Raw genomic sequence first — 21,023 nt, forward strand, 5'->3', positions numbered from 1 at the left:
AGGAATCACCTATTAAGAAACAAAAGCAATAACTTCACCACCAACGCCCGCAGCACGTGCAGCGCGATCAGTCATGATGCCTTTGCTTGTAGAAACAATTGCAATACCTAAACCTTGCTTAACGCTCGGAAGTGCATCTTTACCGCGATACTGACGTAGACCTGGACGGCTTACGCGCTTCACAGTTTCGATAACTGGTTTGCCTTCAAAATATTTTAAAGTAATTGTCAAAGTAGCTTTGCCTTCAAGATCAGCAACTTCTACATTTGAAATGTAACCTTCTTGTTGAAGTACGTTTGCAATTGCAACTTTCAACTTAGAATTAGGCATAGAAACAGTTTGTTTCTTTGCCATTTGTGCGTTACGAACACGAGTTAACATGTCGGCAACGGTATCTTGCATACTCATTTATAGTCGCTCCTTACCAGCTTGCCTTAACAACGCCCGGTACATCACCTTGCATTACTGTGTCACGTAATTTGTTACGGCTTAAACCGAACTTACGGAAGTAACCATGAGGACGACCAGTTAAACCACAACGGTTACGAAGACGTACTGGAGACGCATTACGTGGTAATGCTTGTAACTTCATCATCGCTTCGAAACGTTCTTCATCAGAAGCATTTACGTTTGCAATTGTTGCTTTTAATTCAGCACGTTTTGCAGCGTATTTAGCAACTGTAGCTTCGCGTTTCAATTCGCGATTAATCATACCTTTCTTAGCCATATCGACCTCTTATTTGAACGGGAAGCCGAATGCACGGATTAGCGCACGGCCTTCGTCATCGGTGCGAGCAGTCGTAGTGATAGTAATATCCATACCACGAATACGATCGATCTTATCAAAATCGATTTCAGGGAACATGATTTGTTCCTTGAGACCCATTGAGTAGTTACCACGACCATCGAATGATTTCGCAGAAAAACCGCGGAAGTCACGAATACGAGGAATCGCAATAGAGATCAAACGATCTAAGAATTCGTACATTTGTTCGCCGCGTAAAGTTACTTTACAACCAATCGGCCAACCATCACGGATTTTAAAACCAGCGATTGATTTACGCGCTAATGTAAGAACTGGTTTTTGACCAGCAATAGCTTGCATATCCGCCAAAGCGCCATCTAACAATTTCTTGTCAGCTGAAGCCGCACCAACACCCATGTTGATGGTGATTTTAGTGATGCGAGGAATCTCCATCACATTAGCCAAACCAAGTTCTTCTTTTAACTTAGCTCGGATTTCGTCGTTATAACGTGTTTTAAGTCTGGCCATAGCCTATTTCAACCTATTACTTCGCTACCGCCACTGATTCACCATTTGATTTGTAAACGCGAGTTTTCACGCCTTCAATCACTTGGTAACCAACACGGTCAGCCTTTTGGGTTGTAGCATTTAAAATTGCCACGTTTGAAATATGAAGCGAAGCTTCTTGTGTAACGATAGCGCCTTCAGCACCTGTTGCACGGTTCGGCTTTTGATGCTTCTTAACTAAATTAAGGCCTTCAACCTTAACTTGGTCATTTGAAACAGACAAAACAGTACCCTGTTTGCCTTTTTCTTTACCTGCGATCACAATTACTTGATCGCCTTTTCTAATCTTAGCCATGATTGCCTCTATTATAGAACTTCAGGAGCCAATGAAATGATTTTCATGAACTGTTCAGTACGAAGTTCACGAGTCACTGGTCCGAAAATACGAGTGGCAATCGGAGCCTTGTTGTTGTTCAAGATAACTGCAGCATTATCATCGAAACGGATCACAGAACCGTCTGGACGACGAATACCGAATTTAGTACGAACTACAACTGCATTCATCACGTCGCCTTTTTTAACACGGCCACGCGGAATTGCTTCTTTTACAGTAACTTTAATAATGTCGCCAACAGAAGCATAACGACGATGTGAACCACCAAGTACTTTAATACATTGTACGCGGCGAGCACCACTGTTGTCTGCTACGTCTAGCATACTTTCGGTCTGAATCATTGCCCTACTCCAAAACCGAGCATCACCGGTCGCAATTTCGAAAGGCTCAAAGAGTACTCGAAATTGACCGATGATGCAACAAGAACGTCTAATTACTCAGCAGCTGCTTCAATAACTTCCACTAAAGTCCAAGCTTTAGTTTTTGAAATTGGGCGGCTTTCTTTAATGGTTACAACATCACCAGTTTTAGCAGTGTTGTTCTCATCATGAGCGTGTAATTTTGTTGAACGGCGGATTGATTTGCCATACAACGGGTGTTGAACGCGGCGTTCGATAAGTACAACAATAGACTTGTCCATTTTGTCGCTTACTACTTTGCCTGTTAACGTGCGAACTGTTTGCTCACTCATTGTGCGTTCCCCTGTTTTTCGGTAAGGAGGGTCTTGATACGAGCAATAGTCTTACGAGTTAACGCAACTTCATGCGATTTACCCAATTGACCTGTTGCTTTCGCCATACGAAGACGGAATTGGTTCAACTGTTGCTCATCAAGCAAAGCTGTCAACTCTTCTACCGACTTTTCACGTAGATCTTTAGTTTTCATTACATCACCGTCTTAGTAACGATAGTGGTTTTAAATGGAAGCTTAGCAGCTGCAAGCGTAAACGCTTCGCGTGCCAATTCTTCACTAACACCATCCATTTCGTACAAGATCTTACCTGGTTTGATTTGGCAAACCCAGTATTCCACAGAACCTTTACCTTTACCCATACGAACTTCTAATGGCTTTTCAGTAATTGGTTTGTCTGGGAAAACACGGATAAAGATCTTACCACCACGTTTAACACGACGGCTAATTGTACGACGCGCAGCTTCAATTTGACGCGCAGTCATTTGACCACGTTCAATAGATTTAAGTGCGATTGTACCGAAAGATACTGTGCTACCACGATGCGCTAGACCAGTGTTACGGCCTTTTTGCACCTTACGGAATTTAGTACGTTTAGGTTGCAACATGGATTATTCTCCTTTTTCAGCAGAACGATCATTGCGACGACCACGACGCTCTTGACCTTCACCACGACCGCGACCGCGTTTAGCTGGACGTTCTTCAGCAGGAGCAGGGTTCATGACTTGTTTCATGCCACCTAAGATCTCACCACGGAAAATCCAAACTTTAACACCAATCGTACCGTAAGTAGTTTCAGCACGCATAGTTGCATAGTCGATATCAGCACGAAGTGTATGCAAAGGTACACGACCTTCACGATACCATTCAGTACGTGCAATCTCTGCACCGCCTAAACGACCAGAAACTTCAACTTTGATACCTTTAGCACCAGCACGCATCGTATTTTGAACCGCACGCTTCATAGCACGACGGAACATTACACGTTTCTCTAATTGAGAAGCGATTGCTTCAGCAACTAAACGAGCGTCTAAATCTGGGCGATCGATTTCGTTGATGCTTACTTGCGCTGGAACACCCATAATAGTGGTGAGTTCACGCTGTAATTTTTCAATGTCTTCGCCTTTTTTACCGATCACGATACCTGGACGAGCAGTGCTAATTGTTACTTTAGCAGCGCCTGTAGGACGTTCGATAAGAATATTGCTGATCATCGCGCTTTTAAGTTTTTTAGTTAAAAACTCACGAACTTGAAGATCTTTAAGCAAATATTCAGCGTATTGTTTCGGACTCGCATACCAGTTGGCGTTATGACGTTTTACAACACCAAGGCGGATACCGATTGGATGAACCTTCTGACCCATATCAAACCCCTACCTTAACGGTAATGTGACAAGTACGCTTAGTAATACGATCTGCACGGCCTTTAGCACGTGGCATAATACGTTTAAGGCTCATGCCTTCATCAACGTAAATCGTAGATACTTTAAGATCGTCAACATCTAAACTGTTATTGTGTTCAGCGTTTGCAATCGCAGATTCCAAAGCTTTTTTAACTAAAACTGCAGCTTTTTTGTTGCTGAAGTTCAAGATATTTAAAGCATGCGCAACAGATTTGCCGCGAATTAGGTCTGCAACCAAACGTGCTTTTTGTGCCGAGATAGCGGCACCGCGTAATTTAGCAGTTACTTCCATCATAGCACCTATTAACGTTTAGACTTCTTGTCAACACCGTGACCACGATAGGTACGAGTTGGCGCGAATTCACCTAATTTATGACCAACCATATGTTCAGATACGATCACTGGAACATGGTTACGGCCATTGTGTACAGAAATTGTTAAACCAACAAAATCCGGGAGGATCATCGAACGACGCGACCAAGTTTTGATCGGCTTACGGTTATTAGCCGCGATTGCCGCTTCAACCTTAGCGAACAAGTGCGCATCGACGAATGGGCCTTTTTTCAGAGAACGAGGCATTGTCAGATTCCTTTACTTGTTACTTAACGCGACGGTCGCGAATGATCATCTTAGTCGTACGCTTATTGGTACGAGTCTTGTACCCTTTAGCTTTTTGACCCCATGGGCTTACAGGTTGAATACCTTTGTTACGCCCTTCACCACCACCATGTGGATGGTCTACTGGGTTCATCGCCATACCACGAACGGTAGGACGAACGCCACGCCAGCGTGCAGCACCTGCTTTACCAAGTGAACGAAGGTTGCTTTCTGAGTTAGATACTTCACCTAACACAGCACGACATTCAACGTGTACTTTACGCATTTCGCCTGAACGAAGACGAATGATTGCGTAAGAACCGTCACGACCTAACAACTGAGCAGAAGTACCAGCTGAACGCACTAATTGTGCACCTTTACCGATTTTAAGCTCGATGTTATGTAGTGTAGAACCGATAGGCATGTTACGAAGTGGTAAGCAGTTACCTGGACGAATTGGAGCATCGTTACCAGACTGTACTTTATCACCAGCACGTAAACCTTTAGCAGCGATAATATAACGACGCTCACCGTCAGCATATTTCAATAAAGCAATATGAGATGTACGGTTAGGATCGTATTCAATACGCTCAACTACAGCAGGAATGCCATCTTTGTTACGTTTAAAGTCAACGATACGGTAGTGTTGTTTATGACCACCACCAACGTGACGAGTAGTAATGTGACCGTTGTTATTACGACCACCAGTACGTTTTTTAGCTTCAACCAACGGTGCATAAGGCGCGCCTTTGTGAAGGTGATCATGAACCACTTTCTCTACAAAGCGACGTCCTGGAGACGTTGGCTTACATTTTTGAATCGGCATAATTTTCGTCCTTATTCCGCTGCGCTTTCAGCGGTATCGCCCAAGTCAGCCATTTCAACATCTTGGCCAGCTTTCAGGGTGACGTATGCTTTCTTAACATCAGAACGACGTCCTAATGTACGACCAAAGCGCTTAGTCTTACCTTTAGTGATAGTCGTGTTAACTTTAACAACTTCTACACCAAATAATTGTTCTACTGCTTTTTTGATTTCAAGCTTGTTTGCATCAAGTGCAACTTTAAATACTTGAACACCAGCAGTTTCACCTAAAACTTGTGCTTTTTCTGAGAATACAGGTCCTTTTAGGACTTGATAGATACGTTCGTTGTTCATCCGAGTTCTACCTCAATTTTCTTAGCAGCAGCAACAGACATAACAACTTTATCGAACGCAATCAAACCAACAGGATCGATCCCAGCAGCATCAACCACATCAACGTGTGGAAGGTTACGTGCAGCTAAGTATAGATTTTCATCTACAGCTTCAGTAACGATTAATGCGCGAGTAGCGTTCAAGCCGTTTAGTTTTGCAAGCAATTCTTTAGTTTTTGGAGCTTCAACTGCAAACTCTTCAACCAATACAAGACGATCTTGGCGAACAAGTTCAGCTAAGATACATTGCATTGCACCGCGGTACATTTTACGGTTAACTTTTTGAGACCAATCTTGTGGACGAGCAGCAAAAGTTTTACCACCACCAACCCAGATTGGGCTACGAATAGAACCAGCACGAGCGCGACCAGTACCTTTTTGACGGAATGGTTTTTTACCACCGCCAGAAACGTCTGCGCGTGACTTCTGAGCTTTAGAACCTTGACGACCACCAGCTAAATAAGCTGTAACAACTTGGTGTACAAGAGCTTCATTAAATTCACGTCCGAAAGCAACTTCAGACAATTCAACAGCAGAGCCGGAAACAGTTTTTAAATTCACGTTATTTCCCCTCAGGCCTTGATCGTAGGACGAACGATAACGTCGCCACCAGTAGCACCAGGAATCGCACCTTTAACAACAAGAACTGAACGTTCTGCGTCAATAGATACAATCTCAAGACCTTGTACAGTTACGCGATCATCACCTAAGTGACCAGGCATTTTTTTACCTTTGAACACGCGACCAGGAGTCTGGTTTTGACCTGTAGAACCGATTACACGGTGAGATACAGAGTTACCATGTGTAGCATCTTGCGTACGGAAGTTCCAACGCTTAACACCACCTTGGAAACCTTTACCTTTTGATTGACCAGTAACATCAACAACTTGACCTACTGTGAACAAATCAACACCGATAGTTCCACCAACTTCACGACCTTCAAGATCAGCTTCTGCAACGCGGAATTCTTTAACCAAACGACCAGCAGCAACACCAGCTTTCGCAAAGTGACCTTTTTGAGCGTTAGTTACGCGAGATTCGCGACGTTCACCAGTAGTGATTTGAATCGCTTGATAACCATCAGTTTCAAGCGTTTTGATTTGAGTGATACGGTTAGGATCAACCTCAATCACTGTTACAGGCACAGAAACACCAGCATCTGTAAAGATACGTGTCATACCGCACTTGCGACCGACTAAACCAATAGCCATGTGCATAAACCTCTAAAAAAGCGGCTTAATTAACTTAGAGCGTTAATTAACCGAAAGCCTTAACCCAATGCGATCTGAACATCAACACCAGCTGCAAGATCCAACTTCATCAATGCATCTACAGTTTTGTCTGTAGGTTGAACGATGTCGATCAAACGTTTATATGTGCGGATTTCATATTGGTCACGCGCATCTTTGTTCACGTGTGGTGATGTCAAAACGTTAAAACGTTCGATGCGAGTAGGCATCGGAATTGGACCACAAACTTGTGCGCCAGTACGTTTTGCTGTTTCTACGATCTCTTGAGAAGATTGATCAATTAAACGATGATCAAAAGACTTAAGACGGATACGAATTCTCTGGTTAGACATACCAGTTAACTCCAAGCCAAATATATAAAGAATCACCCTTGACGCATCTCACCCCACTAAATAAGGCAAGTGTCAAAGGCAGTGAAAATCACTAAGGTCGTGATCGATGCCACGACTGTAACGATCTGAATGACTTTCTTCGCCATTCATCCCTTCATATCGAAGGGTCGCCCATTATAACGATTGTTTAACGCTTAAGCAAATAAATTTAGATTTTTTTCGCAGTATTCCAATATTGGTAAAGAAATAAAATGTTTAAGATTTAAACAAAGGTTTAAACCCTTAAAACATAGTCAATTGCATGATTCAGCAACTGGTTTCCAATGACATAATCTGCGTTTGGCGTTTTTTTCAAATTGGAGAGTGACTGATTATGTATATCGCTAAATACCATGCCTTCCTCTTCATGCTCGATAAATATGTTTAAGCTATGCGGTGTAATTTCTGGATGAAACTGGAAACCCAAAACATTTTTACCAATTTGATAGAGTTGATTTGGACATGCTTGATTTTCTGCCAAACGAATCGCACCTTTAGGAATATCAAAAGTCTCACTATGCCACTGCATGACACTGATTTGCTCAGGAAGTTGAAAGTATTCTGCTGGCACATGATCACTTTTGTTGACAAAAGTCCAGCCTAACTCTTGCACATTATTACGGCGCACATTTGCACCAAGTGCATTAGCAATTAACTGCCCACCCAAGCACAAGCCAATTGCCGGTTTCTCAGATGCCAAATAACGTCTAATCCAGCGTTTTTCCACTTTTAACCAAGGAAAGTTTGCTTCATCATTTACACTCATTTCCCCACCCATAATAATGAGCAAATCCACATCATTGACATGAGGTAATGCATCTATATCTAATGCTGAATCTGTCGGTAAAGCAAAAAACTCTGTTGCAGTAATTTCGGCACCCATTGCCTTTAAATATTCATAGCAACTACCAAAGCCTTCACCTGCAATATGTTGAAAATAATGCACTTTAAGTTTTTTCATGTTATCACCTATTCTTGTTGTATCGACTACGCTACAAATCAAAAAACACAGTTCAACAAATGCAAAAATGAAGCCAATATCAGTTTTATTTATTATTTTTCACAAATTATTGCTTTTCGTCACCGAGTGATTATGTTTTCCTTATTTTAGTCCTGATATTTACAAAATTTGAGTATTCTTGTGAAACTAAAACCACAAACAGCTTTAATTCATTCTCCAAGACAAGCGCCACAGTACATCCATACAGTTCAACCTCCCTTATTTCGTGCATCGACAATCATATTCGAAAATACCGATGCACTATTTAATCGCCATTGGACTGATGATTATGACTATAGTTATGGTACCCACGGCACTCCAACAACTTTCACGCTGGGTGACAACATTGCAAAAATAGAAGGTGGTCAATATTGCTTGCTTACTCCAAGTGGGTTATCAGCCATCAACCTTGTGAACTCATGTTTTTTAAGCCATGGTGATGAAGTTTGGGTTGCAGACAATATCTATGGTCCAAATATGGAACATTTGCGCAATCTTGAACAACGCTATGGGATCATCGTCAAAGTTTATGACTCTATTTGTGCTGACTCATTTCAACCGTCTGAACAAGCAAAATTAATCTGGCTCGAAGCAGCAGGTTCAGTCACGCTTGAATTTCCAGATTTGATTAATTTAGTGAAAAAAGCAAAAGCCAAAAATATACTGGTCGCTTTGGATAATACTTGGGGCGCAGGACTGGCATTTAATGCTTTTGATTTTAGCCAAGAACATTTAGCCGTTGATATCAGCATACATGCGCTCACCAAATACCCTAGTGGTGGGGGCGATATTTTGATGGGTTCTGTGGTTACACAAGATCGGGCTTTACATCATCAGTTGTATCGTATGCATGCAATACAAGGAATCTCCATATCAGGTGATGATGCTGCCCAAGTACAACGCAGCCTAGCATCAATGCAATTGCGTTATCAGCATCAATCTCAAAGTACCTTAAAAATTCTAAACTGGTTAAAACAACAAGCGGTATTTGCACAAGTTTTACATCCAGCAGACCCAGCCAATGTGAGTCATGCTTATTGGAAAGAAAGCTGCGAAACTCAACAAAGTGCTGGTCTCGTCAGCGTGATCTTCAAACCCGAATTCGATCTCGCGGCAGTTCGTAAATTTTGCGATCAGCTTCAACTATTTAAGCTCGGATTTAGCTGGGGCGGTCCAGTAAGCCTTGTGATGTTGTATCAACTTGACCAGATGCGTCAGCTAGCACATCCACATTTACAACAAGGAATCTTGGTGCGTTTTTGTATTGGATTAGAGGATCCAGAAGATTTAATCTATGATATTCAAACAGCTCTTCAAGCGATTTCAATTTAATTTATATCTGATATTTTTTTTAAAATAGCGCTTTAATGACTTCACGTATCGCTTTTGATACGTGAAAACTTTTTATCACTGAACACAGATTTACAACATCATCATTTTATGCAATTTTGTATAACAATAAGCATATAAATACCGAGTCAAATGAATAAGATTCGAACTTAGATCAAAGCTATAGGAATAACAATGGGCACACCAATCGTCATTGCAAAAAAGACCTCAGATTCCACTCAAGATATTGTTCTACACTCACAATTTGCCAATCGTCACGGACTCATTGCAGGTGCGACAGGTACTGGTAAAACCGTAACCCTAAAAGTGCTCGCTGAAAGTTTTTCCAGAATTGGTGTTCCAGTATTTCTTGCTGATGCCAAAGGTGATGTATCAAGTATTGCCAAAGCTGGCTCAAGCAATCCTAAATTCGATGAACGCATTAAAAGCTTAGGTATAGACAGTATTCCTTTTGCCGCATCACCAACCATTTTTTGGGATTTATTTGGCGAACAAGGACATCCTATTCGCACCACCATTTCAGAAATTGGTCCCTTATTGTTGGCTCAAATGTTGAATTTAAATGATACCCAAGAAGGTGTGCTTTCAGCTGTGTTCCGTGTTGCAGACGATCAAGGTTTATTATTGATTGATTTTAAAGATTTAAAAGCCATGTTGACTTATGTCAGCGAAAATGCTGCTGACTTAAAAGCTGAATATGGCAATCTCTCTCCTGCCAGCTTAGGTGCAATCCAACGTAATTTATTGGCTTTAGGGGATCAAGGCGGACAGCGTTTTTTTGGTGAACCAAGCCTAGACATTATGGATTTTATTCAAACTGATTCAAATGGGCATGGCTACATCAACCTATTGGCTGCGGATAAGCTGATGAATACGCCAAAGCTTTATGCAACCTTTTTGCTGTGGATGCTTTCAGAGTTATTTGAAAAGTTGCCTGAAGTCGGTGATTTAGACAAACCTAAATTGGTATTCTTTTTCGATGAAGCTCATTTATTGTTCAATAATGCCAGTCCAACATTGCAAGAAAAAATCCAACAAGTGGTTCGTCTGATTCGTTCCAAAGGCGTGGGTATTTATTTCATCACTCAAAGCCCACTAGATATTCCTGAAAATGTATTAGGGCAATTGGGAAATCGGGTACAACATGCATTACGTGCATTCACCCCCAAGGACCAAAAAGCAGTAAAAACAGCTGCAGATACTTTCCGTGCCAACCCTGAATTCAAAGTTGATCAAGCCATTACAGAACTGGCAGTTGGTGAGGCACTCATTAGTTTTCTGGATGAGCAAGGCACCCCCCAAATTGTAGAGCGTGGTATGGTTATGCCACCCTACTCCTCTTTTAGCCCAATCACACCTGAAGAACGTAAAGCTCTGATGACACAAAGTATTGTGGCGGGTGTTTATGATAATGAAGTGGATCGTGACAGTGCCTATGAAATGCTTCAACGTAAAGTGACCGACAACACACAGCAACAAGTTGCCTTTGAAGCTGCTGCACAACAAGCCAAACAATTGGAAGAACTCGCAAAACAGCAACAAGTCCTAGACAAACAACAAGCCAAAGAGCAAGAACGTTTACAAAAAGAGGAAGCCAAAGCCGCTGCTGCTCGTGCCAAACTGACGCAGGATGTCATTGGTACTTTTGCCAAGAGTGCAGCCAGAACACTTGGCGGTCCAACAGGACAAAAACTGGTACGTGGCTTATTAGGTTCGTTATTTGGTGGACATTAATTCTTTTAAACACATCTATGAGGAGCGTTAACGCTCCTTTTTATTTCCCATGCTTTAACCACATATATTACTTATTTTGATATTTGCTTTTTTCTTATCATTTGCTCCGAACTTATATAAGAACTTTCATGAAAATCTAAAAATAAATTCATTTATTTCAAGCAATAAGGGTTAATCTTAAAATAAACCATAATTATTTTATGTCTTTTTCAAATAGATGTATTGCAAATATTTTTAATAAGATGTATTTTAAATACATCTTATAAAGCCAGATAAAAAAGGTCTAGCCAATGACTCCACAGCATATTGAACTTGTAAAATCTACAGTCCCTGTACTTCGTGAAAATGGTGTTGCATTAACCAGCTATTTTTATAAAAGAATGTTGGGTAATAATCCTGAGCTGAACAATATTTTCAACTTAGATAGTCAAAACTCAGGTCGCCAACCTCGTGCACTTGCAGCAGCAGTTTTGGCTTATGCTGAGAATATTGAAAATCCTGCTGTTTTAGCAAAAGCAGTTCAACACATTACGACCAAGCATGTTAGCTTAGATATTCAACCTGATCAGTATTCAATTGTCGGTGAAAATCTACTGCATTCTATTAGTGAAGTTTTAGATGTGCCGATGGACTCTGAATTGATTGCTGCATGGAAAGTGGCTTATCTACAATTGGCAGATATTTTGATTGGTGTTGAAAAGCAAAAATATGAAAACCTAGTTGCTCAAAATGGCGGTTGGGCAGGTTGGAGAGCTTTTAAAATTATCGCGATTGAAGTATCTGAAAACGGTAAAACATTTACAGTAGAAGCAGTAGATCAACAGACAGTTGCCCAGATTCATGGAGGCGAATTCATTTCAGTGAAAGTAAAAGTACCGCAAAAAGATATTGAGCAACCACATCAATACACTGTCCTTCAGGCGACTGAAAACACTTATCAATTTGCTGTAAAGCCAGAAGAAAATCATACTGAATATTCGGTATCCAATATATTATTGAATCACTATCAAGTGGGTGATCAAGTCAAATTGACTGCACCACAGGTAAAATAATACTCAATGATATTCTCCGTAATGTATGGTGCCTGATTAATCCATACATTACGATGCTTTGAATAGCTCAAAATCTCTACACTATCGTTGATCTTTTTGCGCTTTAACTTTTAAATCAATATTTATACACTGATACTTATATTGATGAACCAGAGTTCAGATCATGCAACGTATCATATTGATTCTCAGTCTAAGCATTAGTTTGTTATCTTTTTCAGTGGCTAGCCATGCAGCTGAAATAAAATCTTCTACGCAATGTAAAGATCAAGCAATCAAACAAGCTGCCAAACTTTTAGAGTTTCATTTTGGTCCAGATGATCGTATTGAAATTCAACCAGAGGTCAAAGCGCTTCCATCTATTGTCAACCCACGTAATAAAAAGCAAAGATTCGATGTATTAGAAGTCTGGGGCTACATATATAAAGGTCAGTATCGTATGCGCTTTGAGTATTACAGCCAAAGTGGTTGCATACTCATGGGACAAGAGATCCTCGAATATGCCAATTTGTAGACAACATATCTTTCATTGTCTATTCACGCTAAGATAAACATGCAATCTGTTCATGCCCAATTAATTTAAATCTATGCAACTTAATAAATTTACCGACTATGCCTTACGTATTTTGATGTACATCTCTCTTCCAAGAGATACACCTTATACGATTGCCGAAATTGCACAAGACTTGAATGTTTCACAGAATCATTTGGTTAAAATTGTGCATTTTATGGGAAAACAGGACTGGTTAATTACCACGCGTGGTAAAGGTGGAGGTTTACGCTTAAACCCTGTAATCCTTGAGTTTCGATTGGGGCATATCGTGCGCATCCTGCAAGGTGATGCACAAATCGTAGAATGCAATACCCCACCATGCGTCCTTCGCCCTCGTTGCGGTTTAAAAGGTATTCTAGATCAGGCAGTTGAACAGTTTTATCAGAGTTTAGACCAATATACGGTTGCCGATGTTTTAAATGCCCCACCACAAACTACCATTGTTAACTCTCCTATTCCAAACTTGAATGTTTAAGCATTTGGATCTCAATTGAACTGTTTTAAAATTATTTTAATGTCTTCATTTAAATAAGCGCCTCAATCCCGTTTGAATTATCTGTGTCAAAATTCGCTTGAATCTTCGACTTCCTTTATAATGTCCCTTGTTTATCCATTTATTGAAGTTGAAGTATGCATCGCAGCAGTGGAAAGTCTAAAAATAGTAAGGCATCACATGCCCCTAAACAGAAAATCAGTTATGAAAAAAAGGCTGATCCTGCGATTTCGGAATATTCAACCTCATCTTTAAACTGGTTACGTAAAGCTGAATTCTTGATGAGTGCGCCAAAACTAAATCTTTGTGTAGAAGATACAGGTTATGAAATCGCCTTTGCGGGTCGCTCAAATGCAGGGAAATCCAGCGCCATCAATGCACTAACCAATCAAAAACAATTGGCACGCGCATCTAAGAAACCTGGTCGCACCCAAATGATTAACTTCTTTAGCTTGGGAAATCCAGACCAACGTTTAGTCGACTTACCTGGTTATGGTTATGCCGCTGTCCCTGAAGCAATGAAAATCGTTTGGCAAAAAGAACTTGAAAATTATTTGATTCATCGGAAAAGTTTACAAGGCTTAGTTTTATTGATGGATATTCGCCATCCTCTACAACATTTTGATGTGATGATGTTGGAATGGGCATATTCTCGTCATTTGTTTGTACACGTTCTACTCACTAAAGCAGATAAGCTCAATCGTGGTCCTGCCAATAAAGCATTGTTAGAAGTACAGCAACAACTCAAAAAGATGAAGCTGAACTTTTCGATTCAACTGTTCTCATCACTGAATAAACAAGGTTTGGAAGAACTCGCTTCTGTGATGGCAGGTCGTCTAAATTACACCTTAGATAAAACTTTAGGCTTTGATCTCGATGCGATTCCAGAACTCAGTGCTGACGACATCGAAGATGAGTTTATCGATCAAGATGCTGAAGCAGACCTTGATGTTGAAAATATTGATGGAAATATAAATGAAAAACCAGAGTAACAACTAAAAATCGTCTTGTCTGACAAAATTCATCACATATTGATACTTCAATGTCCTAAATTGCTAATAACTATTTAGGACATTTTTTTATACTTGAATAAATAAAGTGTGAAATCACCAAAGAAAAATTAGGACACTGTGATGAAGTTACTCGCTAAATTTAAAAACAGTCGGATTGGATCGTCTATTCAGTACCACATCAAACCACGTAAAGTGAAGTTTGAATGGCAAGACACACCAGTCGATTGGATTCCAAATCAGCCTTTTGTCAGCTACTTTATCAACGAGATCAACAATATTCTTCCTGCGGGTGAGTTTTGGTTCTGCCGTTTATACAACCGCGTTTTACCCAAAGTCACAGATGAAAAACTTGCAGAAGATGTTCGTGCTTTTATCCGCCAAGAAGCCATGCATGCACAAGCACATGTGTCAGCAAATAAAGAATACTTAACCGTTCGCCATATTGATATTCAAAGAAATCTTGAAATTATGGATTTCTTGTTTGGAAAGTTACTGGCAGATCAACCACTTGGTTTCAAAGTTCCTAAAGTTCTTGATCATCAATGGGATTTGTTCCGTTTAGGTATTGTGGCAACAGTTGAGCATATGACCTGTGTATTGGGTAAATATGCACTTTATAATAAAAAATGGGCTGAATTAGGCGCAGATCCAAACATGCTCGATTTGGTCAAATGGCATGGTGCAGAAGAGATTGAACATCGCACAGTTGCATTTGATTTATATCGTCACTTAGGTGGTGGTTATATTTCACGTTATTATCAAAGTGTGATCGTGATTGCTGCCGTATTAGGTTTATGGGTAGATGGTGCTGCACACATCATGGGACAAGACCCACGTTTTGCAGACAAAAAGCCAGCATTCTATAAACCTTGGATTTGGCGTGAATGGGCAAGTATTGCACAATCTGACAATCGTTTAATGCCACACCCGCTTTGGTTGGTTTCACAGCAGTTGGGCTACTTAATGCCATGGTACGACCCTGTACATGAAGCCAAAACTGAAGATGCAATTGCGTATTTAGATCAATCGCCTGCTGCAAAACGCGCTTTGCCTAGAGTTGCAGCATAGGGACTGCTCAAGCCTAAATAGTACTGAAATCAAAAAAGCAGGATTTAAAGTCCTGCTTTTTTATACTTAACACTTTAAAATAAGTGCATAACGCTTCTGTCTACACCCTGTACTAAGATGAACTTTCCATATCTCGAGTATGTCGATCAACCACAACACTGATCATCATATCCCCTTGCACATTCACTACAGTACGCACCGTATCGAGAATTCGATCAATTGGTAATAAAATCGCAATCGCCTCAGCAGGCAAGCCCACAGACTGTAAGACCATAATCATGGTGACCATACCTGCGCTTGGGATTCCTGGGGCACCTAATGATGCAATCATCGCTGTCAAACACACAATAATTTGTTGGGTAATCGATAACTCCAACCCCATGAGGTTCGCAATAAACAGTGCAGCAGCAGCTTCATAAAGTGCGGTCCCATCCATGTTTAACTGCGAACCGAATGGAACGACAAAACCTGCAATTTGTGGACGTACCCCTAAATTTTCTTGGGTACATTTCAGACTTAAAGGCATTGTTGCTGAACTTGAACTGGTCGCAAAAGCCGTGATTAATGCCGCACGCGTTCCTTTGAAAAAAGTGATGGGATCCATTTTCCCAAAAATCCATAACAACAGCGGTAGAACCACCACGCCATGAAATATGGTTGTCCCAGTAACCACAATCGCAAACTCAGCAAGACGGCTCAAAATAGAAATGTCTTCTGTTGCAATCAGCTTTGCCATTAAGGCAAAAATACCAATTGGCGCAACTTTCATTACCCAACCAACCAACATCATCATAATGTCAAAAAATTGACGTGCCAGTTGTTTGATTGAATTAAAACGTTCTCCGCCCTGCACCAATGCTAAACCCAATAACAATGCAAACAGCACAACCGCCAAAACATTGCCATCGCTAAAAGCTTTAAAAGGGTTAATTAAGGTATTTTGAATAAAATTGGTCAGAAATGAACTAGGCGTTAATGAATCAGGGCTTTTATGCTGACTCATAGCATCTTTAAACAAGTCAATATCCACACCCTGCCCGACATGGAAAAAGTGAGTGGAGGCCAAACCAAGAATCAGTGCCAAAGTGGTTGTAGTTACACAGCAAGCTAAGGTAATTTTCCAGACACGGCTTAACTGGCTACCTGCTTCTAAATTAGAAACCCCAACTAAAATTGAACTGAAAATTAGCGGTACCAACAGCATTTTGAGTAAACCAATAAAAATACTGCTGGCGATACTCAAAGTATAAATACTGCCGTCTAAAAACTGAGTATCAGGGAATTGGTTTAACAGAAATCCAAATGCCACACCAAGAATGGCGGCAATTAAAATTTGGGTATTTAAGCTCATCGTCATTGACTGTTATATATTTTCACATTTTAAACTATGCCATTGAAGTTATTTAGAATCGAGCATTTTTTTGTCACAAGCTCTGCTAAAAAGTAGAAAAGCCATCAATGGTGATGGCTTAATTCTTTATGGTTTAATCCTGAATGGTTTATTCGTTTATTGTGTTTCGATTTCACGTACACGCATCAGACCTTCCTGAACAGTACTACACACCAATTCACCATTTTGCCACATCCGCCCAAAGTTTAGACCGCGTGAATTTGCGCTGACCGTTGCATCCATGTCATATAGCATCCAATCATCTGCTTTGACAGGCTTATGAAAGTAGATCGCATGATCAATACTCGCACATTGCAAACTTGGTGAAAGATAGTTTAAACCGTGTGGACGCAATGCAGTCATCATCAAGGTATAATCTGAATAGAAGGCAACAATCGCCTGATTTAATGAAATATCATCTACCAATTCCGCGGCTAATGGCTCATGTGTACGCAAATAATGCGCATAGGATGGCGCTTCTGGCTGCGGTTGAAAAGGATTGGTCACATTAATCGGACGAATTTCTACCTGACGTGGACGCATAAATGCAGCACGAATGTTTTCAGGAATAAAACTGATTAAGTTTTCTTTTAATTCCTGTTCAGATTTTAATGATTCTGGATCTGGATATTCAGGTTCAGCAATTTGATAATTCAGCCCCTCTTCAGGTGTTGCAAATGAAACCATTGCTGAAAAAATAGTACGCCCATGTTGAATGGCACGCACTTGACGACTTAAAAAGCTTTTACCATCACGCAAACGATCCACTTCATAAATAATCGGGGCATTAATATCCCCACCATATAAGAAGTAGGCATGCAATGAATGTACAGGACGGTCCGCAGTATAGGATGCTGCTCGTAGCGCTTGCCCTAAAACCTGTCCACCAAAAACACGTTTACCCACTAAGTTTCGGCTTTGACCACGGAAAATATGTTCTTCAAGTTTTTCTAGCGTTAAAAGCTCTACAAGCTCTTGGGTTAAAGCATTCATAAGTGACCTATCTATATACTGACTTTATTCAAATGGATAGAATAAAGTATTCATATTTTAGAGATTTAACTCTATTTTGCCATAAATCCAGAGTGATAAACTAAACTTTCATAAACTATGCTGTCACTTCTCTTGTCTAGCTGGATTGTTTAAAATACGATTTTTAACGATAAAATCTGACAAGAAATAGTGAATTTGTCAGAAAATGACATCCTGTTCTGTGCTTCAATTACAGAAACTTTTATTTTTATACGCTGTATTGCGTGATTCACCATTGGCTAGGAGTATTTATGTCCAAGAGTGGCTTTGGTCAAATGTATCGTCGACTTTCGAGTAAAATACTTGACCTTGTGGTAACCCCACATGTTCTTGGAGAGGTTCCTACAGAAACTCCAACGCTAGACCAGTCAACAGATCGCCCTGAAAATAATACATCAACACCTCAGAAAGTAGTGTGTTATGTATTACAGAATTACTCTAGAAGTAATGCTTTGGTCGTTGATGGTGAAACACGTCGTTTACAACTTGCGCCAGCCCTTGATCCACTAGTGATTGGTGCGAACCGTGAAAAAGCGGCGATTCTGTTTTTACAACATCAGGATGAAAATAATTATTTTAACCCTCCTGAGCATGCATTTCCGCCACGTTTACTCAGATTGATTGAGTCTCTGGATCAAGATTCGAACTTAGACATTGAGCTGATTCCTGTGACAGTATTATGGGGGCGTTCACCTGATAAAGAAGATTCTTGGTTTAAACTTTTGTTTACCGACACTTGGGCGACACCAAGTAAAGTCAAACAATTGATGAATATCGGCTTACATGGTCGTCAGTCCTTCTTAGAGTTTCATGAAGCACAATCACTGCGTGGCTTAGTTGAACATGCAAAAATCCATCATCCCAACATTTCTCCAGCAACCTATATTGTCAATCAACTCAATGACTTTCTAGATCGCCAGCGAGAAGTTATCCTTGGACCAGATTTATCTGATCGCCGTAATGTGATGCAATCTTTGATCAAAGCACCAGATGTCCAAGATGCGATTCGCAAAGAAAGTGTTCGCTCTAAAATCAGTATGATTGATGCTGAACGTCGTGCCATCGGTTTTGTCAACGAAATTGCATCGGATTATTCCGCTTCGGCTGTACGCTTTGCCGATATGGCATTAACCCGTCTATGGACGCAACTTTACGATGGTGTTGAAGTACATAACTTCAATACAGTACGTGAATTGGTCAAAGACTATGAAGTGATTTATACCCCATGTCATCGCAGTCATATTGACTACTTGCTGTTGTCTTATGTGATTTATAAACGTGGTTTGATGGTGCCGTATATTGCCGCTGGTGATAACCTGAATATGCCATTTGTGGGGCAATTGCTTCGTGGTGGTGGTGCATTCTTTATTCGTCGCTCTTTCCGTGGTAATGCTTTATATACATCAGTGTTTAAAGAATATTTATTCAGCATTCTTTCTCGTAATACGCCACTTGAATACTTTATTGAAGGTGGGCGCTCTCGCACAGGACGCTTATTACCTCCTAAAACAGGGATGTTGGCAATGACGGTACATGGTCACTTACGTGGTCGTGCCAAACCGATTGTTTTCATTCCAACCTATGTGGGATATGAACGCTTGATGGAAGGCGCAACCTATGTGGGCGAAATGAATGGTAAACCCAAAGAGGCTGAATCCATTTGGGGGATTGTACAAACCCTGAAAAAAATTGAGCGTATTTTTGGTAAAGTACATGTTAACTTCGGCGAACCTGTGTTTTTAGACGACTTATTGAAACAGCATGGTGCAGATCAAATCCGCATTGAACACAATGATGCGCCGATCCCTCAAGAAGTATCCAATGCAGTCAACAGTTCTGCCAATGCCATTTTAGAAAATATTAACCGCGCTGTAGTGATCAATCCTGTTTCGCTGTTATCACTTATTTTATTGGCGACACCAAAACACACTTTGGATGAAGAAATCTGCATCAAACAACTGGATACTTATCGTAAGTTATTGACGGCAATTCCTTATGATCAACGCACTCAGGTGACACCACTTTCAGGTAAAGAAATCATTGCTTATGGCATGAAACTGAAATTGATTAAACGGGTTCAGCATGTACTGGGTGATATTATTGCGATTGAAGATAATCAAGCTATTTTACTGACCTACTTCCGCAATAATATTTTACATGCCTTTGTACTTCCATCATTGATTGCTGCTTTGGTCGAGCATAATGGAAAAATCAGCCAGACCGATCTGCTCAATGTGATTCGCACACTATACCCATTCTTAAAAGCTGAATTGTTTTTAAAATGGAAAGATCATGAAATCAAAGCTCAAGTGACTGAATATGTCGATGCTTTGGCACAAGCAAATTTAATTTTTGTCGATGATGAAGGCTTTATCTTTAGCCCTGCACCAAACTCTGAAGACCACAATCAACTTGCTGTTTTAGCTGCACCTGTTCGTCAAAGTCTTGAACGTTATTACATGACGCTTGCGCTTATTACTCAGCGTGGCTCTGGAAATATCTCAATTCGCCAAGTTGAAGAATTAAGTCATTTGGTTGGACAACGTTTATCCGTATTGTATGAGTTCAATTCACCTGAGTTCTTTGATAAAGCTTTATTCCAAAGTTTTATGAAAGTGTTAATTGAACAAGGTTATATTAAAACCAACGAAGATCATGCAATCGTTTTTGATGAGCAGTTCAGAAATGTTGCGCAATATGCCAATTTGGTACTGGATGATGTGACCTTACAAATGCTTCACCACATTACCTCGTTTACCGATGAGGAGCTAAAAGAGGCGTTAGATGCTTTAGCCGCACAACAAGCCAAGAAGCGTTTAAAGCGCAAGAAAAAATAAATGTCAAACACCCTTCTCCCTTTGGGGGAAGGGTGAGATGATTACCTCGCCCTAGCCCTCTACGATCAATAAAGAAAACTTCTCAAAATTTGAATATTTCCATCAAAGAATCTCTCTTTGTTCGGGTTACATTTATATTCATCACCTGCTGATCATTTTTATTCTTAGGCTTTATCGCTATAGTCAAACCGCCTGATTATTCATACAAGTGATTTGGATGATTCATTTATTTTGTACTTTTGAATCATAAACAGTCTTGCTATCACGAGGCGACATGGATGTTGCCATGTTGAGCGGGGGTATTAGGATGTACCCCTCGCTCAACGGAAGATTTTTGTTACTTTTCATCTC

General features: G+C 40.5%; 26 protein-coding genes and 1 pseudogene. 8 read left to right on the forward strand and 19 right to left on the reverse strand.

The genetic code is table 11. From position 1 onward, the window contains the following. Positions 1–12: 12 nt before the first annotated feature. The 17 genes and pseudogenes from rpsH to TOL5_RS19180 form a co-directional block, all read right to left on the reverse strand. Positions 13–408, reverse strand: coding sequence for a 30S ribosomal protein S8 (gene rpsH, locus TOL5_RS19100; protein WP_004725709.1), 396 nt, complete (start codon positions 406–408; stop codon positions 13–15). 13 nt (positions 409–421) lie between these two features. After that, the gene (gene rpsN / locus TOL5_RS19105; RefSeq protein WP_004825185.1) at positions 422–727 is read right to left on the reverse strand and encodes a 30S ribosomal protein S14; all 306 of its coding nucleotides are present in this window, start codon (positions 725–727) and stop codon (positions 422–424) included. 9 nt (positions 728–736) lie between these two features. Then, positions 737–1,273 carry a 50S ribosomal protein L5 gene (gene rplE / locus TOL5_RS19110; protein WP_004825186.1) on the reverse strand — a complete coding sequence of 179 codons (537 nt, stop codon included), beginning with the start codon at positions 1,271–1,273 and terminating at the stop codon, positions 737–739. Positions 1,274–1,289: 16 nt separating this feature from the next. Further along, positions 1,290–1,607 (reverse strand): 50S ribosomal protein L24, encoded by a 318-nt coding sequence (gene rplX, locus TOL5_RS19115; RefSeq protein WP_004825187.1) that lies wholly within the window; start codon positions 1,605–1,607, stop codon positions 1,290–1,292. 11 nt (positions 1,608–1,618) lie between these two features. After that, on the reverse strand, positions 1,619–1,987 hold the full coding sequence (gene rplN / locus TOL5_RS19120) for a 50S ribosomal protein L14 (RefSeq protein WP_004725701.1): 369 nt from the start codon (positions 1,985–1,987) through the stop codon (positions 1,619–1,621). Positions 1,988–2,079: 92 nt separating this feature from the next. Then, entirely contained in the window at positions 2,080–2,337 is a 258-nt protein-coding gene (rpsQ, locus tag TOL5_RS19125; protein WP_004725698.1) for a 30S ribosomal protein S17, read from the reverse strand. Continuing rightward, the gene (gene rpmC, locus TOL5_RS19130; RefSeq protein WP_004825188.1) at positions 2,334–2,531 is read right to left on the reverse strand and encodes a 50S ribosomal protein L29; all 198 of its coding nucleotides are present in this window, start codon (positions 2,529–2,531) and stop codon (positions 2,334–2,336) included. The genes rpsQ and rpmC overlap by 4 nt, the downstream gene beginning before the upstream one ends. Next, a complete protein-coding gene (rplP, locus tag TOL5_RS19135) occupies positions 2,531–2,944 on the reverse strand; it encodes a 50S ribosomal protein L16 (protein ID WP_004825189.1) in 414 nt (137 codons plus the stop codon). Before rplP ends, rpmC begins: the two co-directional genes overlap by 1 nt. Beyond that, positions 2,884–3,700, reverse strand: a pseudogene (gene rpsC, locus TOL5_RS19140) (30S ribosomal protein S3). The gene rplP and the pseudogene rpsC overlap by 61 nt, the downstream one beginning before the upstream one ends. 1 nt (position 3,701) lies before the next feature. Further along, on the reverse strand, positions 3,702–4,031 hold the full coding sequence (gene rplV / locus TOL5_RS19145) for a 50S ribosomal protein L22 (protein WP_001982638.1): 330 nt from the start codon (positions 4,029–4,031) through the stop codon (positions 3,702–3,704). A gap of 11 nt (positions 4,032–4,042) precedes the next feature. Beyond that, positions 4,043–4,318 (reverse strand): 30S ribosomal protein S19, encoded by a 276-nt coding sequence (gene rpsS / locus TOL5_RS19150; RefSeq protein ID WP_004281508.1) that lies wholly within the window; start codon positions 4,316–4,318, stop codon positions 4,043–4,045. A 19-nt stretch (positions 4,319–4,337) separates the two neighbouring features. Next, entirely contained in the window at positions 4,338–5,162 is an 825-nt protein-coding gene (gene rplB, locus TOL5_RS19155; protein ID WP_004825191.1) for a 50S ribosomal protein L2, read from the reverse strand. A gap of 11 nt (positions 5,163–5,173) precedes the next feature. Next, positions 5,174–5,494, reverse strand: a complete 321-nt coding sequence (gene rplW / locus TOL5_RS19160) for a 50S ribosomal protein L23 (RefSeq protein WP_004825192.1) — start codon at positions 5,492–5,494, stop codon at positions 5,174–5,176. Continuing rightward, positions 5,491–6,093: a 50S ribosomal protein L4 gene (gene rplD / locus TOL5_RS19165; protein ID WP_004816870.1), complete on the reverse strand. Its 603-nt coding sequence runs from the start codon at positions 6,091–6,093 to the stop codon at positions 5,491–5,493. The genes rplW and rplD overlap by 4 nt, the downstream gene beginning before the upstream one ends. Before the next feature lie 11 nt (positions 6,094–6,104). Next, a complete protein-coding gene (rplC, locus tag TOL5_RS19170; protein WP_004825193.1) occupies positions 6,105–6,743 on the reverse strand; it encodes a 50S ribosomal protein L3 in 639 nt (212 codons plus the stop codon). Between the two features lie 59 nt (positions 6,744–6,802). After that, entirely contained in the window at positions 6,803–7,114 is a 312-nt protein-coding gene (rpsJ, locus tag TOL5_RS19175) for a 30S ribosomal protein S10 (protein ID WP_004725677.1), read from the reverse strand. A 274-nt stretch (positions 7,115–7,388) separates the two neighbouring features. Beyond that, complete coding sequence (locus TOL5_RS19180) at positions 7,389–8,114, reverse strand: type 1 glutamine amidotransferase (RefSeq protein ID WP_004825194.1); 726 nt, start codon at positions 8,112–8,114, stop codon at positions 7,389–7,391. A 180-nt stretch (positions 8,115–8,294) separates the two neighbouring features. Here TOL5_RS19180 and TOL5_RS19185 point away from each other — a divergent pair, with 180 nt between their 5' ends. From TOL5_RS19185 to TOL5_RS19215, 7 genes are all read left to right on the forward strand, one after another. Beyond that, entirely contained in the window at positions 8,295–9,485 is a 1,191-nt protein-coding gene (locus TOL5_RS19185; protein ID WP_151781204.1) for a PLP-dependent transferase, read from the forward strand. 192 nt (positions 9,486–9,677) lie between these two features. Next, positions 9,678–11,237 (forward strand): helicase HerA-like domain-containing protein, encoded by a 1,560-nt coding sequence (locus TOL5_RS19190; RefSeq protein WP_221260575.1) that lies wholly within the window; start codon positions 9,678–9,680, stop codon positions 11,235–11,237. A gap of 290 nt (positions 11,238–11,527) precedes the next feature. Further along, on the forward strand, positions 11,528–12,289 hold the full coding sequence (locus tag TOL5_RS19195; protein WP_151781205.1) for a globin domain-containing protein: 762 nt from the start codon (positions 11,528–11,530) through the stop codon (positions 12,287–12,289). Between the two features lie 163 nt (positions 12,290–12,452). Continuing rightward, positions 12,453–12,800, forward strand: a complete 348-nt coding sequence (locus TOL5_RS19200) for a hypothetical protein (RefSeq protein ID WP_004825198.1) — start codon at positions 12,453–12,455, stop codon at positions 12,798–12,800. 73 nt (positions 12,801–12,873) lie between these two features. Beyond that, positions 12,874–13,314, forward strand: coding sequence for an RrF2 family transcriptional regulator (locus TOL5_RS19205; RefSeq protein WP_004825199.1), 441 nt, complete (start codon positions 12,874–12,876; stop codon positions 13,312–13,314). Between the two features lie 155 nt (positions 13,315–13,469). Then, positions 13,470–14,324 (forward strand): ribosome biogenesis GTP-binding protein YihA/YsxC, encoded by an 855-nt coding sequence (gene yihA / locus TOL5_RS19210; protein ID WP_004825201.1) that lies wholly within the window; start codon positions 13,470–13,472, stop codon positions 14,322–14,324. A 141-nt stretch (positions 14,325–14,465) separates the two neighbouring features. Continuing rightward, a complete protein-coding gene (locus tag TOL5_RS19215; RefSeq protein ID WP_004825204.1) occupies positions 14,466–15,413 on the forward strand; it encodes a metal-dependent hydrolase in 948 nt (315 codons plus the stop codon). A 112-nt stretch (positions 15,414–15,525) separates the two neighbouring features. Here TOL5_RS19215 and TOL5_RS19220 read toward each other — a convergent pair whose 3' ends face one another. After that, entirely contained in the window at positions 15,526–16,764 is a 1,239-nt protein-coding gene (locus TOL5_RS19220; RefSeq protein WP_010590770.1) for a dicarboxylate/amino acid:cation symporter, read from the reverse strand. A 156-nt stretch (positions 16,765–16,920) separates the two neighbouring features. Next, positions 16,921–17,796, reverse strand: a complete 876-nt coding sequence (locus tag TOL5_RS19225) for an acyl-CoA thioesterase (RefSeq protein ID WP_005034152.1) — start codon at positions 17,794–17,796, stop codon at positions 16,921–16,923. 290 nt (positions 17,797–18,086) lie between these two features. Between TOL5_RS19225 and plsB the strand changes: the two genes are divergently transcribed. Then, positions 18,087–20,672 (forward strand): glycerol-3-phosphate 1-O-acyltransferase PlsB, encoded by a 2,586-nt coding sequence (gene plsB / locus TOL5_RS19230; protein WP_009586070.1) that lies wholly within the window; start codon positions 18,087–18,089, stop codon positions 20,670–20,672. The last annotated feature ends 351 nt before the right edge of the window (positions 20,673–21,023 follow it).

It is taken from the genome of Acinetobacter sp. Tol 5 (assembly GCF_019702905.1).
In the GTDB taxonomy this organism is placed as follows: Bacteria; Pseudomonadota; Gammaproteobacteria; order Pseudomonadales; family Moraxellaceae; genus Acinetobacter; species Acinetobacter bereziniae.